This window comes from Streptomyces sp. NPDC037273 (assembly GCF_055603625.1).
On record NZ_JBVJVO010000009.1, the window covers coordinates 256,013 to 269,319 of the forward strand.

Genomic DNA, 13,307 nt, shown 5'->3' on the forward strand with positions numbered 1-13,307 from the left:
CACGGGGGAGGTCGTCAGAGTGGTGCGATCCGCAGCATGGTGCCGACGACGATCCGGTTCGGATCGGCCCCGATGACGCTCCGGTTCGCCGCGTACAGCGCCTGCCAGCCGCCCTTGACGGCGAACCTGCGGGCGATCGAGCCGAGCGTGTCCCCGGGCTGGACGGTGTGGACGCGGCCGCTCAGCCCGTACCGCCTGGAGCAGACGGGCCACGCGCCCCATCCCTGGGTGCGGAGCACCTCCTCGGCGATGCCGATCTGCTGCGGCCGTGTCGCCAGGTCGGCCCGCGGGGCGTACCGCAGTCCGCCGTGCTCGACCCAGGTGGGCTGCCAGAACTGGAGGCCGCCGTAGAAACCGTTCCCGGTGTTGGTGTCCCAGCGCCCGCTGGACTCGCACTCGGCGACGCAGCCCCACGGCCACTGGTCCTTGGCGCAGGCGTACGAGGGGACCGAGGCGGCCTCCCTGATCGCGTCCGACACCTCGAGCAGCGCCGTGGCGGCCTCCCCGGCCGCGTCGGGCACGTCCCGGGCCCGGGCGGGTGCCGGGGTCAGGGTCAGGAGCGCGGCCGCGGACGCCGCCACGAGCGCACCGGCTGTCCAAAATCGGATCTTCGACATCGGGGCAGGCTAGGCAGCCGCCCCGCACCCCCGGCCCGTGCCGCGCGGAACACTGTTCACACCCCACCCGGTCGGAGTCACCGGCCGCCGGGGCCGTTCCGCACAAGCCGTTGGCAAGTTGCCCCGCTTCCGCGCGTGACCCCGGCCGAGCCTGACCCGTTGAAGTCGTCATGAGACGCCCGGGAACGGCCCGGCGTCCCCCCGTACCGAGTCCAGGGAGCCCCCCGTGCCGCGCATGCTCGACGTCAGCGAGGACGTACGCGCCGAGATCGGCGACGAAGAAGCGGACCGGCTGCTCGCCGGCGACAACGCCCCGGGCAGCTACGACTGCACCTCCTGCCGCACGCCGGGTGACTCCGATCAGGAGCGCACGAGCACGGTGCTGTTCGTCGGCGAGGAGACCGCGGTCCTCGCGTTCGCCCACGCCAGCTGCATCCCGTCGCAGGTCGTGAAGGTCGCCGAGGACCAGCTCCAGGGCGCCGTCGCCTCCATCACGGCCTCGGACGCCGCCGACGCGCTGAGCGCCGCCCACCCCGAGCAGGCCGTGCTCGGCGTCACCAGCGGTCTCGTCCTGATCGACGGCGAGCTGCACCCGGCGCTGGTCGTGGAGCCGACCGCGCCGGTGGCCCGTCCGGGTTCGGACGGCCTCACCGACGAGTTCCTGCCGCTCCTTGCCGACCAGGGCTTCCAGCAGGTGATGGACCTGGGCGAGAAGCCCGCGGTCCTGCCCGGCTGGTCGGTCCTGGTGGCCATGGGCCAGCTGCACTCCGTGCTCCAGCCGGGCCCCGGCGGCGCCGGACAGGCGGCCTGGTGGCAGGCGCACCAGCCGCTCCAGGTCACCGAGGGCTGGCGCGCGGCGGCCAACAAGTCGCACACCGTCCTGGTCTTCGCCGCCCCGGTGGGCTCGATCGGCCAGCAGCCGCGCGAGGACCTGCTCCGCGACGCCCTGGAGAAGGCGGCGGCGAACGGCCGCCTGGTGGCCGCCGCGATGCCGCTGGCCGGTACCTGATGGAGGACGGCCGGCCGGGCATAGAGCCCGCACGGGCCCCCGGGGCGGCGCGCCCGGGTCCGCCGGCGGGCGGCCTGGGCGGGCCGACCGTGCCGCGCCCCCGGCGGGCGCCTCTTTCGGAGAGCCGCCCGCATCCGACGGGCGGCGGGGTCGTTGGCACGTACGTGCACGCATACGACCCCTTCCTCCAGCCGTATCCGAGTCAGATCCCGGCCATGCGCCCCGCGCAGGACGTCACGGCGGGCGCCTCGCCCACGCCGATCTACGACGCCCTGTACTCGGAGTACCGCAGGTCGTTCCGCACGCTGCCGGGTGACCGCAGCGGCGAGGAGGAGCTGAGCTTCCGGGCCTTCGGTACGGCCCTGAGCACCGGCGTGTACGGACACGGGCAGGGCCTCCGGCACACCGGGGCGTACCCGGCGGCGTGGGCGGCGCCGCACCCGCAGCCGTACACGCACGGACATCCGCATCCGCAGGCGGCGCTGCCACCCGGCCCCCGCAGGGGTCTGTAGGGGCGGGTCGGGGGAACGGCCGAGGGCCGGGGCTCGTCACGAGCCCCGGCCCTCGGTCCGTCTCCACCGTGCGGGTGTTACTTCTTGCGGCCGCGCTTCTCGCGCACCCGGACCGAGATGTGGATCGGGGTGCCCTCGAAGCCGAACTCCTCGCGCAGGCGGCGCTCGATGAAGCGCCGGTAGCCGGCCTCCAGGAAGCCGGAGGCGAACAGCACGAAGCGGGGCGGCTTGGTGCCGGCCTGCGTGCCGAAGAGGATGCGGGGCTGCTTGCCGCCGCGCACCGGGTGCGGGTGCGAGGCGACGATCTCGCCGAGGAAGGCGTTCAGCCGGCCGGTGGGGACGCGGGTCTCCCAGCCGGCGAGGGCGGTCTCGATGGCCGGGACCAGCTTCTCCATGTGGCGGCCGGTCTTCGCCGAGACGTTGACCCGGGGGGCCCAGGCGACCTGCTGCATCTCGGTCTCGATCTCGCGCTCGAGGTAGTAGCGGCGCTCCTCGTCGAGCTCGTCCCACTTGTTGTAGGCGATGACGATGGCGCGGCCCGACTCGACGGCCGTCGTGATGATGCGCTGGTCCTGGACCGAGATGTTGTCGGTGGTGTCGATCAGGATGACGGCCACCTCCGCCTTCTCGATGGCGGCGGCGGTCCGCAGCGAGGCGTAGTAGTCCGCGCCCGCCTGGAGGTGGACCTTCTTGCGGATGCCGGCGGTGTCGACGAACTTCCAGGTCACGCCGCCGAGCTCGATGAGCTCGTCGACCGGGTCGCGGGTGGTGCCGGCCAGCTCGTTGACGACGACGCGGTCCTCGCCCGCCACCTTGTTGAGCAGGGAGGACTTGCCGACGTTCGGGCGGCCGATGAGGGCGATGCGGCGGGGGCCGCCCACCGCGTTGCCGAAGCGCTGCTCGGGGGCCTCGGGCAGCTTGCGGAGGACCTCGTCGAGGAGGTCGCCGGTGCCGCGGCCGTGCAGCGAGGAGACGGGGAACGGCTCGCCGAGGCCCAGCGACCACAGCGTGGCGGCGTCGGCCTCGCCGGACTGGCCGTCGACCTTGTTGGCGGCCAGGACGACCGGCTTGCCGGCGCGGCGGAGCAGCTTGACGACGGCCTCGTCGGTGTCGGTGGCGCCGACGGTGGCGTCCACGACGAACAGGCAGGCGTCGGAGGCCTCGATGGCGTACTCGGCCTGGGCGGCGACGGAGGCGTCGATGCCGAGGACGTCCTGCTCCCAGCCGCCGGTGTCGACGACCTTGAAGCGGCGGCCGGCCCATTCGGCCTCGTAGGTGACGCGGTCGCGGGTGACGCCCGGCTTGTCCTCGACGACGGCCTCGCGGCGGCCGATGATGCGGTTCACCAGGGTCGACTTGCCGACGTTCGGGCGGCCGACGACGGCGAGGACGGGGAGCGGGCCGTGCCCGGCCTCCTCGATCGCGCCCTCGACGTCCTCGACGTCGAAGCCCTCTTCCGCGGCGAGCTCCATGAACTCCGCGTACTCGGCGTCGCCAAGTGCCCCGTGGTCGTGCTGGTCGTTCATGAAGTCCGTTCCTTGATCATTCGTGGTCGGTGGGTCCCCGGGCCGCGGGGCCCACTACTGAAAGTCTCGCTCAGCGCCCGGTGAGGCGCCTGGCGTTTTCCAGGTGGCCGGTGAGCCGGTCCTGGATCCGTACGGTGGCCTCGTCGAGCGCCTTGCGGGTGCGCCGCCCGGAGCCGTCGCCGGCCTCGAAGGCGTCGCCGAAGACGACGTCGACCCGGCCGCGCAGCGGCGGCAGTGCCTTGACCAACCGTCCCCGGCGCTCGGTGCTTCCCAGCACGGCGACCGGGACGATCGGCGCCCCGCTGCGTACGGCGAAGTACGCGAGGCCGGCGCGCAGCGAGGCGAAGTCGCCGTCGCCGCGGGTGCCCTCGGGGAAGATCCCGAGGACGCCGCCCTGCTCCAGGACGCCGAGCGCGCTGGCTATCGCGCCCCGGTCGGCGCTGTGCCGGTCGACCTTGAGCTGCCCGATGCCTTCCAGGAAGCTGCCGAGCGGGCCGACGAACGCCTCCTTCTTGATGAGGAAGTGCACGGGCCGCGGGGCGGTGCCCATGAGCATGGGGCCGTCGATGTTGTGCGCGTGGTTGACGGCGAGGATGACGGGGCCGGCGGCCGGCACCCGCCAGGCGCCGAGGACGCGCGGCTTCCAGAGGCCGTACATCAGCCCGATGCCGATGCGACGGCCGACGGCGGCGCCCTTCTCGGAGGGCAGGGTCACTTGGCGGCCGCCCTCTTCTCGTCCACGAGGGTGACCACGCACTCGATGACCTGGTCCAGGGTGAGGTCGGTGGTGTCGACCTCGACCGCGTCCCCGGCCTTGGCCAGCGGGGAGGTCTTGCGGCTCGAGTCGGCCGCGTCCCGCTTGATCAGCGCTTCCTTCGTCGCGTGGACGTCGACGCCCTTGAGCTCGCCGGAGCGGCGGGCGGCGCGGGCCTCGGGCGAGGCGGTGAGGAAGATCTTCAGGTCGGCGTCGGGCAGGACGGTCGTGCCGATGTCCCGGCCCTCGACGACGATGCCGTGCTCGGCGGCCTTCGCGATGGACCGCTGCAGCTCGGTGATCAGGCTCCGCACCTCGGGGACGGCGCTGACGGCGCTGACCTTCGAGGTGACCTCCTCGGTCCGGATCGGGCCGGAGGCGTCGGCGCCGTCGACGGTGATCGTCGGGCGGGCCGGGTCCGTGCCGGAGACGATGACCGGCTTCGAGGCGGCGTTGGCGACGGCGTCGGCGTCGGTGACGTCGACCCCGTTGCTGATCATCCACCAGGTGATCGCCCGGTACTGCGCACCGGTGTCGAGGTAGCTGAGCCCCAGCTTGGCGGCGACCGCCTTCGAGGTGCTCGACTTGCCCGTGCCGGACGGCCCGTCGATGGCGACGATCACGGATTCCACGGTGGGAACACCTTCCTGGGGGTTCGCGGTAGGGCGCGGCGGACATGCCGGCGCCCCCACAAGGTTACCGAGTCCCCGGGCCCGTCCCACCCGCCCTCTCCCCCACCGCCGCGCGGGCCCCGCACGGCGGGGGCGGAGGGGTGCGGCGGGTCAGGGGGTACGGAGGGACCAGCCGCGCTCCTGGAGGGAGGTGGCGAGGGTGGCGGCGGCGGAGGGCTCGACCATGAGCTGGACGAGGCCGGCCTGCTGGCCGGTGGCGTGCTCGATGCGGACGTCCTCGATGTTGACCCCCACCCGCCCGGCGTCGGCGAAGATGCGGGCCAGCTCTCCGGGCTGGTCGCTGATGAGGACCGCGACGGTCTCGTAGACGGTGGGGGCGGCACCGTGCTTGCCGGGGACGCGGGCCCGGCCGGCGTTGCCGCGCCGCAGGACGTCCTCGACGCCCGCGGCCCCGTCCCGGCGCTTGTCCTCGTCGGCGGACTGGAGGGCGCGCAGGGCGCGGACCGTCTCGTCGAGGTCGGCGGCGACGCCGGAGAGGACGTCGGCGACGGGGCCGGGGTTGGCGGAGAGGATGTCGATCCACATGCGGGGGTCGGAGGCGGCGATCCGGGTGACGTCCCTGATGCCCTGCCCGCAGAGGCGTACGGCCGACTCCTCGGCCTCCTCCAGGCGCGCGGCGACCATGGAGGACACCAGCTGCGGGGTGTGGGAGACGAGGGCGACCGCGCGGTCGTGGGCGTCGGCGTCCATGACGACGGGGACGGCCCGGCACAGGGCGACGAGTTCCAGGGCGAGGTTGAGCACCTCGGTGTCGGTGTCCCGGGTGGGGGTGAGGACCCAGGGCCGGCCTTCGAAGAGGTCGGGGGTGGCCGCGAGGGGTCCCGAGCGCTCCTTGCCGGCCATCGGGTGGGTGCCGATGTACGGGGTGAGGTCGAGGCCCAGCGCCTCCAGTTCCCGCTTGGGCCCGCCCTTGACGCTCGCTACGTCGAGGTAGCCGCGGGCGAGCCCGGCGGTCATGGCCTCGGCGAGGGTGGCGGCGACGTGCGCGGGGGGTACGGCGACGATGACGAGGTCGACGGGGCCCTCGGGCGCTTCGTCGGTGCCGGCGCCGAGCGCGGCGGCGGTGCCGGCGCGCGCGGGGTCGTGGTCGCGGAGGTGGACGGTGACGCCCCGGCCCGCGAGGGCGATGGCGGCGGAGGTGCCGATCAGTCCGGTGCCGATGACGAGCGCTGTTCTCACTGGGCGATGTCCTTGCGCAGGGCGGCCGCGGCGCCGAGGTAGACGTGCGCGATCGCGGACTTGGGCAGTTCGGTCTCGACGTGGGCGAGGAGCCGTACGACCCTCGGCATCGCCCCCTCGATGTCGAGCTCCTGTGCGCAGATCAGGGGGACGTCGACGATCCCGACGTGGCGGGCCGCGGCGGCGGGGAAGTCGCTGTGCAGATCGGGCGTGGCCGTGAACCAGATGCTGATGAGGTCGTCGTGGGTGAGCCCGTTGCGCGTGAGGACGGCGGTGAGCAGCTCCTCGACCTGCTCGCGCATGTGTCCGGCGTCGTCCCGTTCCAGCTGGACGGCGCCTCGGACCGCTCGTACCGCCACGTCGTGCTCCTTCGCCTGCGTCAAGTGCTCCGTTCAGCCTAGTCAGCGGTGGGGTCGGCGCGTCGCGGCGCCCGCCTTCCGAGATGGAGCGGCCCGGAAGGCGGGTGGCCTGCGGCGATCAGAGCTGCTGGCTGCGGATGATGTCCTCAAGGGAGCCGCCCTGGGGCAGCGAGCCGTCGGGGGTGAGCTTGTCGACGGCCTGCGGCAGCGACTTGGCGATCTCGTCGGCGGCCTCCTGCGGGCTGACGCCGGCCTCGGCCGCGACCTTCTGGAGGGTGTCGTCGGGGAGGGCCTCGGCGATCTGGGCGCCGCTGACGGGCTGGTTCTCACCGGTGCCGACCCAGGACTGTGCCTGGTCGACGAGGCCGGACTTGGTCAGCATGTCGATGAGGCCGCCGAGCGGGTTCGAGCCGTCCGCGCCCGTGCCGCCGCCCTTGCCGCCGCCCGCGAGGGCGCCGAGCAGGGAGCCGAGGAGGCCGCCCGCGCCGCCGGCGCCGCCCTGTCCGCCGCCTCCGAGGAGACCGCCGAGGAGACTGCCGAGGTCGTTTCCCGCCATGGTTCTGCCTTTCGTCCGGTACGGAACACGCCCAATGTCACCCGAACCGGAACGTTCCGCCACTCGGCGTACACGCCGGACGGGGGCGGCGGCCCCGGTGGGCGGCGCGGTAGAACTGTCGGATGCTGCTGCACGTCGTACCGCTGGCCGACTGGTCCGCCGCCCCCGAGGCGCCCGATGCCCCCTACGCCCCGCCGTCGCTCGCCGCCGAGGGCTTCGTCCACTGCTCCGCCGACGAGGCCTCGGCCCTGGCGGTCGCGGACGCCTACTACCGGGACGTGCCGGGCCCGCTCCTGGTGCTCGTGATCGACGAGGCCGGTCTCGGCGGCGAGGTCCGCTGGGAGGGCTCGAAGGGCGTGCTCTTCCCGCATGTGTACGGGCCGGTCGAGCGTGCGGCGGTGACGTCGGTCCTCGAGGTGCGGCGGGACGAGGACGGCCGTGCGAGGGAGCTGGTCCCGCGGGCGTAGGCGTGTTGCGGGTGCCGGCACCGGGCCGCCGCCAAGCTGGCCGTATGACTTCACGCGCCACCACCCGCCGTACCGTCCTCTTCGCCGCCGCGGCCCTGACGACGGGCTGCGGCTCGGACGACGGGGACGGGGGCGACGGCGGTACGGCGACCACCGCCCCGGCCGAGCCGTCGGCCGGCCGGTCCGCACCGTCCACGGCGAGTACGCCGAGCAAGGGCGCCCAGCCGCTGGCCAAGACCACGGACATCCCGGTCGGCGGCGGCAAGGTGTTCCCCGCGAAGAAGGTCGTCGTCACCCAGCCCGCGGCCGGCGACTTCAAGGCCTTCTCCGCGATCTGCACCCATCAGGGCTGCACGGTGAACAAGGTCGCCGACGGCACCATCGACTGCCCCTGCCACGGCTCCAAGTACCGCATCGCCGACGGCTCGGTGGCGGCCGGACCGGCGCCCCGCCCCCTGCCGGCGGAGGAGATTATTGTCTCGGGGGAAACGATCACCCTCGCGTAATCTGCCCGGCATGACTCCGGAAGCGCTGGTGCGCGAGCACACGATCTACTCCTGCGTGATGGGCTCGCGCGCCTTCGGTCTCGCCACCGAGGGCAGCGACACCGACATCCGGGGCGTCTACCTCGCCCCGACGCCGCTCTTCTGGCACTTCGAGAAGCCCCCGGCCCACGTGGAGGGCCCCGGCGAGGAGCAGTTCAGCTGGGAGCTGGAACGCTTCTGCGAACTCGCCCTGCGCAACAACCCGAACGTCCTCGAATGCCTCCACTCCCCCGCCGTCGAGTACGTCGACGACCTCGGCCGCGAGCTCCTCTCCCTCCGTTCCGCCTTCCTCTCCCGCCGGGCCCACCAGACCTTCGTCCGCTACGCGGGCGGCCAGCGCCGCAAGCTCGACGCCGACGTCCGCCAGTACGGCCACCCCCGCTGGAAGCACGCCATGCACCTGCTCAGGCTCCTGACCAGCTGCCGCGACCTGCTACGCACGGGCGAGCTCCGCATCGGCGTCGGGGAGGAGCGCGACCGCCTCCTCGCGGTCAAGCGCGGCGAGGTGCCCTGGTCGGAGGTCGAGTCCTGGATGAACCGCCTCCAGGACGAGGCCGACCGCGCCCACGACTCCACCCCGCTCCCGGACGCCCCCGACCACGCGCGCGTGCAGGACTTCCTGATCCGCGCCCGCCGGGCATCGGCCCTCGCCGAGCTCTAGGGCGTGCTCAGTCGGGCCCGTACGACCAGGTCGTGGAGCGCGTCCTGGACATCGTGCGTGGCCTCCGGGAGCGCCGTGGCCGCCTGGGCCTCGTCCAGAAGCCCGTGCAGGGCCTCCGTCTCGGCGTGTACGTCCGCGACGGAGACCTCCGCGCGCCCGTGCTCGGCCTCGGTCTTCGCCGCGACGAGGTCGGCCAGCCGGGCGGGCGCTTCGGCCACCTCGCCGGCCAGGGTCGGCAGATGGGCCTGCACCTCGCCCGAGCGCATCAGGTGGATACCGGTGAGCAGCGCCCGGTAGGTGTAGAGCAGCGGCTTGAGTTCGCCGCTGCTCTCGAAGAGCCGCCACTGCGTCCCGGCGAAGCCCCGGTAGTGGTGCGCGTGGTGACGGGTGAGCAACCGGGGCACGAGGGAGACCAGCTCCGCGTGGGTGTCCGTGGTGTGGGCCACGAGCGGCGAGGTCAGCTGCTCCAGGACGTAGCCGTTGCGACGCAGCATCAGCCGGGCGAACTTCCGCAGGTCGTGGGTGACGAGGTCCATCTCGACGCCGTCCCGGTCCCACATCCTGCTGCGGGTCTCCTCCGGCTCGCGGAGGCCTATGAGGGCGTCCACGGGCAGCAGGTGCGCGCCGCGCAGGTCCACGTCCGAGTCGCGGGACGGGAAGCCGTAGAGGTGCGCGCCGGAGACCGTCGCGAAGAGCAGCGGGTCGGGCTGCTCGGCGACGACGGCCGACAGGTCCAGGTCCAGGTCCAGGTCCAGGGTGAGCGTCATGGGTCAAGCGTCCCAGAGCGCGCCGAAGGTGAGCAGGTCACTGCGGTACTCGACGCGCTCCGCCCAGTCCTTGGGCCAGGCGTCCGCGCCGAGGTGGGCGCCCGCGAAGGCACCGGCGAGGGCGGCGATCGAGTCCGAGTCGCCGCGGGTGCAGGCGGCCCGCCGGAGGGCGGTCAGAGGCTCGTCGGGGAAGAGCAGGAAGCAGAGGAGGCCGGTCGCCAGGGCCTCCTCGGCGATCCACCCGTCGCCGGTGTACTCGCACGGGTCGATCTCCGGGTCGGCCGTGCGCTGGACGGCGTCGAGCCGCTCCAGGACGGCCAGGCACTCGTCCCAGCCCCGCTGCACGAAGTGCGCGGCACTCGGGTCCTGCGAACGGGTCCACAGGTCGCCGAGCCAGTGGTCGTGGTAGCGGGAGCGGTTCTCGTACGCGTACGAGCGCAGCTGTCCCACCAGACCGGCCGGGTCCACCCCCTGGGCCAGCAGGTACACCGCGCGGGCGGTCAGGTCCGACGCGGCCAGCGCCGTCGGATGGCCGTGCGTCAGCGCCGCCTGCAGCTGCGCGGCACCCGCCCGCTGCTCCTCGCTCAGACCGGGGACCAGGCCGATGGGCGCGACCCGCATGTTGGCGCCGCAGCCCTTGGAGTGGATCTGACTGGCGTCCTGCCAGGGGCGGTCGCCGTCGAGGAGGGCGCAGGCCGTGAGGCAGGTGTTGCCGGGCGCCCGGTTGTTCTCCGGGTCGTGGTACCAGGCGACGAACTCGTCGCGGACGGGCCCGGCGAGCGCGTGCGGCGAGAGCACCTCGCGGTCCATGGCCGTGCGAATGCCGCGGGCGAAGGCGAGGGTCATCTGGGTGTCGTCGGTGACACGGCCGTTGGCGGGAAGTGCCATCTGCCGCCACGGGCCGAACCAGCTGATGATCAGCGGCACCTCGCTGAACTCCGTGGGCCGGCCCAGCGCGTCGCCGAGCGCCAGCCCGATCAGGGTGCCGGTCGCGGCCTGCTTGGTCGCGTGGCGTGCGAGGTTCATGCGGGGCGTCCTTCCGGTCGCAGGAGGGGCGGGTGGAGGGTGGTGGCCTCGCCCGCCCGGTAGAGGGCGGCGGGTTTTCCCCGTCCGCCGGTGAGGCGCGGGGGTCCTTCCACGGCCTGGACGAAGCCGGGCGTGGCGAGGACCTTGCGCCGGAAGTTGGGGCGGTCGAGCGTGACGCCCCAGACGGTCTCGTATACCTGCCGCAGCTCGCCGAGGGTGAATTCGGGCGGGCAGAAGGCGGTGGCGAGACAGGTGTACTCCAGCTTGGCGCCGACCCGTTCGTGGGCGTCGGCGAGGATCCGGTCGTGGTCGAAGGCGAGCGGGCCGTGCGTCCCGTACGGGACCCACCGGGCCTGGGCCGCGTCGCCGCCGCCGCGCGGTTCCGGCGGGTCGGGCACGAGGGCGGTGAAAGCGACGGAGACGACCCGCATCCTGGGGTCGCGGTCGGGCTCGCTGTAGGTGCGGAGCTGTTCGAGGTGGAGGCCGGCGACGGTGTCGGCGGTGAGTCCGGTCTCCTCGGCGAGTTCGCGGCGGGCGGCCAGTTCGGCAGACTCGCGGGGCAGTACGAAGCCGCCGGGCAGGGCCCAGGAGCCGGCGTACGGCGCCTCGCCGCGCTCGACGAGGAGGACGTGGAGGCGCTCCTCGCGGAGGGTGAGGACGGCGAGGTCGACGGTGACGGCGAACGGTTCGTAGGCGTGCGGGTCGTACCCCTCGGGCACGCCGGACGGCGTGCGGGGCCCGGTCACCGTCGCTCCGGCAGCGGGTCGGCGAGGCGGCTGCCCTCGGCGAGGAGGGCGTCGACGGCGGCGACGGCGGTCGCGAGCCGCTCCTCGTGGGGGCCGGTGAGGACGGCCGTGCGGCGGCCCGAGTGGGCGAGCTGGGTGAGGAACCGGGCGGTCATCCAGGGCCGCAGGTGTTCCCCGTCGCGCAGCCCGTCGTCCTCGAAGTCGACGCCCCGGTGGTCGGTGAGCAGCCAGAGGTGCTGGCGGCCGCGGGCGGCGATCTCGCCGGTGTCGGGGCTGGTGGTGCCCATGTACCGCTCGTGCCAGATGGTGGTGGCGAAGGCGTCGGTGTCGCAGAAGAGGACGGGTGAGCCGTCGCGGGCGGCCTCCTCCTCCAGTTCGGCCTGGCGCTGGGCGATGACGGGGAAGTCGGAGGAGCGGAAGGTGACGTCGGACCAGGTGGCGCCGGGCCGTGCGGCGCGGAGTTCGGCGAGTTTGAGTTCGCTGTACTCGCGCCCGTACTCCGGTACGTAGCGGGTGCGGGCCCAGACGCCGCCGCGCCGCCGGTAGTGGTCGGCGAGCGCGAGGGCCAGGGTGGTGGTGCCGGTGGACTCGGCGCCGAGGACGACGATCCGGCGGGTGAGGGCGGCGCGTACGGGGGGTTCCAGGAAGTCCCAGCAGCCGGCGGGGTCCGCGCGGACGGCGGTGCCGGAGACGGGGAAGCGGGTGCGCTCGGGGTCGACGAGGACGGATTCGGCGCCGAAGCGGCGGCCGAGCTCCTCCCCGTACGGCTCGGAGGTGAAGACGGCGTCGACGCGTTCGGGGACGGCGGCCCGGAAGACGGCCATGTGGGCGGCCCACACGTCGGGGTCGTGCAGGTCGACGGGGACGTCGTCGACGGCGCCCACGACGAGGACGTCGGGGTGGACCTCGCGCATCCAGGCGACCCGGTCCTCCAGCGGGAGGCTCTCCACGGAGGAGGCGCAGACGAGGACGGTGAGGCGCTCGCAGCGGTCGCGCGCGGTGCGGACGAGGTGGTGGTGGCCGGCGTGCGGCGGATAGAACTTGCCGAGGACGAGGCCGTGGCCGTAGCGCTTCACGCGGTCGCCCCCGCGGGTCGTCCGGCACCGGCGAGGTCCCGGGTCCAGCCGCGCAGGCCGATGACGCAGAGCGTCATGAAGCCGACGTACAGCAGGGAGGTCAGGTAGAGCTCCTTGTAGGCGTACAGCGGTACGTAGACGACGTCGGCGGCGATCCACAGCCACCAGGACTCCACCAGCTTGCGGCACTGGCCGTAGGTGGCCGCCAGGGAGAGCACGGTCGTGAGGGCGTCCCAGAAGGGGACGGTCGAGTCGGTGACGCGGTCGAGCAGGAGGGTGAGGGCGAGGGTCCCCACCACCCCCGCCGCGAGCAGCCACGTCCATTCGGTGCGCGTGGTGCGGCGCACCGGGAGGTCGTCGGAGCCTGGTCCACCCCCGTGGGTCCAGGTCCACCAGCCGTACACGGCGAGGGTGATGAAGACGATCTGGAGGCCGGCGTCGGCGTAGAGCCCGGCCTGTGCGAACAGCAGGACGAAGAAGAGGTTGTTGGCGATGCCGATGGGCCAGTTGGCCACGTGCTGCCGGGCGACGAGCCAGACGCACAGCGCGCCGCTGCCGAATCCCAGCACCTCGGTCCAGCTGACCGGGGTGTCGAGGACGGTGAGCAGCGGCTGCTGCAGGGGTTCGAGGATGTCCGCGAGGCTCACACCCGCCTCCTTAAGAGTCATGTTGACTATAAAGGTCGGCGGACCGCCCCCACAAGGGCTCGCCGGGTCCGGACGCGGGGGGGGGGGGGGGGGGGGGGGGGGTGGGGGGGTGGGGGGGGGGGGGGGGGGGTGTCGCAGCCTGCCCCCTTCCGCCTCCCTCTCGCCCCC

17 protein-coding genes are annotated in these 13,307 nt (G+C 73.5%); 5 read left to right on the forward strand and 12 right to left on the reverse strand.

Going from position 1 to position 13,307, the window contains the following annotated elements:
• Positions 1-14: 14 nt before the first annotated feature.
• Positions 15-617, reverse strand: coding sequence for a LysM peptidoglycan-binding domain-containing protein (locus ACZ7G1_RS24615; protein WP_470875490.1), 603 nt, complete (start codon positions 615-617; stop codon positions 15-17).
• 226 nt (positions 618-843) lie between these two features.
• Between ACZ7G1_RS24615 and ACZ7G1_RS24620 the strand changes: the two genes are divergently transcribed.
• Complete coding sequence (locus tag ACZ7G1_RS24620; protein ID WP_470875488.1) at positions 844-1,626, forward strand: hypothetical protein; 783 nt, start codon at positions 844-846, stop codon at positions 1,624-1,626.
• Positions 1,627-1,841: 215 nt separating this feature from the next.
• Positions 1,842-2,138 (forward strand): hypothetical protein, encoded by a 297-nt coding sequence (locus tag ACZ7G1_RS24625; RefSeq protein ID WP_470875486.1) that lies wholly within the window; start codon positions 1,842-1,844, stop codon positions 2,136-2,138.
• A gap of 77 nt (positions 2,139-2,215) precedes the next feature.
• Here the strand turns inward: ACZ7G1_RS24625 and der are convergent, their stop codons facing one another.
• From der to ACZ7G1_RS24655, 6 genes are all read right to left on the reverse strand, one after another.
• Positions 2,216-3,664, reverse strand: coding sequence for a ribosome biogenesis GTPase Der (der, locus tag ACZ7G1_RS24630; protein ID WP_470875484.1), 1,449 nt, complete (start codon positions 3,662-3,664; stop codon positions 2,216-2,218).
• Positions 3,665-3,734: 70 nt separating this feature from the next.
• The gene (locus tag ACZ7G1_RS24635; RefSeq protein ID WP_470875482.1) at positions 3,735-4,379 is read right to left on the reverse strand and encodes a lysophospholipid acyltransferase family protein; all 645 of its coding nucleotides are present in this window, start codon (positions 4,377-4,379) and stop codon (positions 3,735-3,737) included.
• Complete coding sequence (gene cmk, locus ACZ7G1_RS24640; RefSeq protein ID WP_470875480.1) at positions 4,376-5,050, reverse strand: (d)CMP kinase; 675 nt, start codon at positions 5,048-5,050, stop codon at positions 4,376-4,378. Before cmk ends, ACZ7G1_RS24635 begins: the two co-directional genes overlap by 4 nt.
• A 150-nt stretch (positions 5,051-5,200) precedes the next feature.
• Entirely contained in the window at positions 5,201-6,289 is a 1,089-nt protein-coding gene (locus ACZ7G1_RS24645) for a prephenate dehydrogenase (RefSeq protein WP_470875478.1), read from the reverse strand.
• Positions 6,286-6,648 carry a chorismate mutase gene (aroH, locus tag ACZ7G1_RS24650; RefSeq protein WP_470875476.1) on the reverse strand — a complete coding sequence of 121 codons (363 nt, stop codon included), beginning with the start codon at positions 6,646-6,648 and terminating at the stop codon, positions 6,286-6,288. Before aroH ends, ACZ7G1_RS24645 begins: the two co-directional genes overlap by 4 nt.
• Before the next feature lie 118 nt (positions 6,649-6,766).
• Positions 6,767-7,204 (reverse strand): YidB family protein, encoded by a 438-nt coding sequence (locus tag ACZ7G1_RS24655; RefSeq protein ID WP_470875474.1) that lies wholly within the window; start codon positions 7,202-7,204, stop codon positions 6,767-6,769.
• Between the two features lie 122 nt (positions 7,205-7,326).
• Here ACZ7G1_RS24655 and ACZ7G1_RS24660 point away from each other — a divergent pair, with 122 nt between their 5' ends.
• From ACZ7G1_RS24660 to ACZ7G1_RS24670, 3 genes are read left to right on the forward strand one after another with little or no spacing between them, the layout of a single operon-like run.
• Positions 7,327-7,671 carry a DUF952 domain-containing protein gene (locus ACZ7G1_RS24660; protein WP_470875473.1) on the forward strand — a complete coding sequence of 115 codons (345 nt, stop codon included), beginning with the start codon at positions 7,327-7,329 and terminating at the stop codon, positions 7,669-7,671.
• A gap of 44 nt (positions 7,672-7,715) precedes the next feature.
• Positions 7,716-8,177, forward strand: coding sequence for a Rieske (2Fe-2S) protein (locus ACZ7G1_RS24665; RefSeq protein ID WP_470875471.1), 462 nt, complete (start codon positions 7,716-7,718; stop codon positions 8,175-8,177).
• A 10-nt stretch (positions 8,178-8,187) separates the two neighbouring features.
• Positions 8,188-8,877, forward strand: coding sequence for a nucleotidyltransferase domain-containing protein (locus tag ACZ7G1_RS24670; RefSeq protein WP_470875469.1), 690 nt, complete (start codon positions 8,188-8,190; stop codon positions 8,875-8,877).
• Here ACZ7G1_RS24670 and ACZ7G1_RS24675 read toward each other — a convergent pair.
• The 5 genes from ACZ7G1_RS24675 to pnuC are packed head-to-tail and all read right to left on the reverse strand — an operon-like array spanning position 8,874 to position 13,139.
• On the reverse strand, positions 8,874-9,644 hold the full coding sequence (locus ACZ7G1_RS24675) for a nucleotidyltransferase domain-containing protein (RefSeq protein WP_470875468.1): 771 nt from the start codon (positions 9,642-9,644) through the stop codon (positions 8,874-8,876). The two genes, ACZ7G1_RS24670 and ACZ7G1_RS24675, sit on opposite strands and share 4 nt — an antisense overlap.
• 3 nt (positions 9,645-9,647) lie before the next feature.
• Positions 9,648-10,670, reverse strand: coding sequence for an ADP-ribosylglycohydrolase family protein (locus tag ACZ7G1_RS24680; RefSeq protein ID WP_470875466.1), 1,023 nt, complete (start codon positions 10,668-10,670; stop codon positions 9,648-9,650).
• Complete coding sequence (locus tag ACZ7G1_RS24685; protein WP_470875464.1) at positions 10,667-11,416, reverse strand: NUDIX hydrolase; 750 nt, start codon at positions 11,414-11,416, stop codon at positions 10,667-10,669. The genes ACZ7G1_RS24680 and ACZ7G1_RS24685 overlap by 4 nt, the downstream gene beginning before the upstream one ends.
• Complete coding sequence (locus ACZ7G1_RS24690) at positions 11,413-12,492, reverse strand: AAA family ATPase (protein ID WP_470875463.1); 1,080 nt, start codon at positions 12,490-12,492, stop codon at positions 11,413-11,415. Before ACZ7G1_RS24690 ends, ACZ7G1_RS24685 begins: the two co-directional genes overlap by 4 nt.
• Positions 12,489-13,139 carry a nicotinamide riboside transporter PnuC gene (pnuC, locus tag ACZ7G1_RS24695; RefSeq protein ID WP_470875461.1) on the reverse strand — a complete coding sequence of 217 codons (651 nt, stop codon included), beginning with the start codon at positions 13,137-13,139 and terminating at the stop codon, positions 12,489-12,491. Before pnuC ends, ACZ7G1_RS24690 begins: the two co-directional genes overlap by 4 nt.
• Positions 13,140-13,307 lie beyond the last annotated feature (168 nt).

Bases quoted from the DNA above. Each gene is read 5' to 3' on its own strand.
- ACZ7G1_RS24615 (WP_470875490.1), bottom strand. From the start codon at position 617: ATGTCGAAGATCCGATTTTGGACAGCCGGTGCGCTCGTGGCGGCGTCC.
- ACZ7G1_RS24625 (WP_470875486.1), top strand. From the start codon at position 1,842: ATGCGCCCCGCGCAGGACGTCACGGCGGGCGCCTCGCCCACGCCGATC.
- der (WP_470875484.1), bottom strand. From the start codon at position 3,664: ATGAACGACCAGCACGACCACGGGGCACTTGGCGACGCCGAGTACGCG.
- ACZ7G1_RS24655 (WP_470875474.1), bottom strand. From the start codon at position 7,204: ATGGCGGGAAACGACCTCGGCAGTCTCCTCGGCGGTCTCCTCGGAGGC.
- ACZ7G1_RS24660 (WP_470875473.1), top strand. From the start codon at position 7,327: ATGCTGCTGCACGTCGTACCGCTGGCCGACTGGTCCGCCGCCCCCGAG.
- ACZ7G1_RS24665 (WP_470875471.1), top strand. From the start codon at position 7,716: ATGACTTCACGCGCCACCACCCGCCGTACCGTCCTCTTCGCCGCCGCG.
- ACZ7G1_RS24670 (WP_470875469.1), top strand. From the start codon at position 8,188: ATGACTCCGGAAGCGCTGGTGCGCGAGCACACGATCTACTCCTGCGTG.
- ACZ7G1_RS24675 (WP_470875468.1), bottom strand. From the start codon at position 9,644: ATGACGCTCACCCTGGACCTGGACCTGGACCTGGACCTGTCGGCCGTC.
- ACZ7G1_RS24680 (WP_470875466.1), bottom strand. From the start codon at position 10,670: ATGAACCTCGCACGCCACGCGACCAAGCAGGCCGCGACCGGCACCCTG.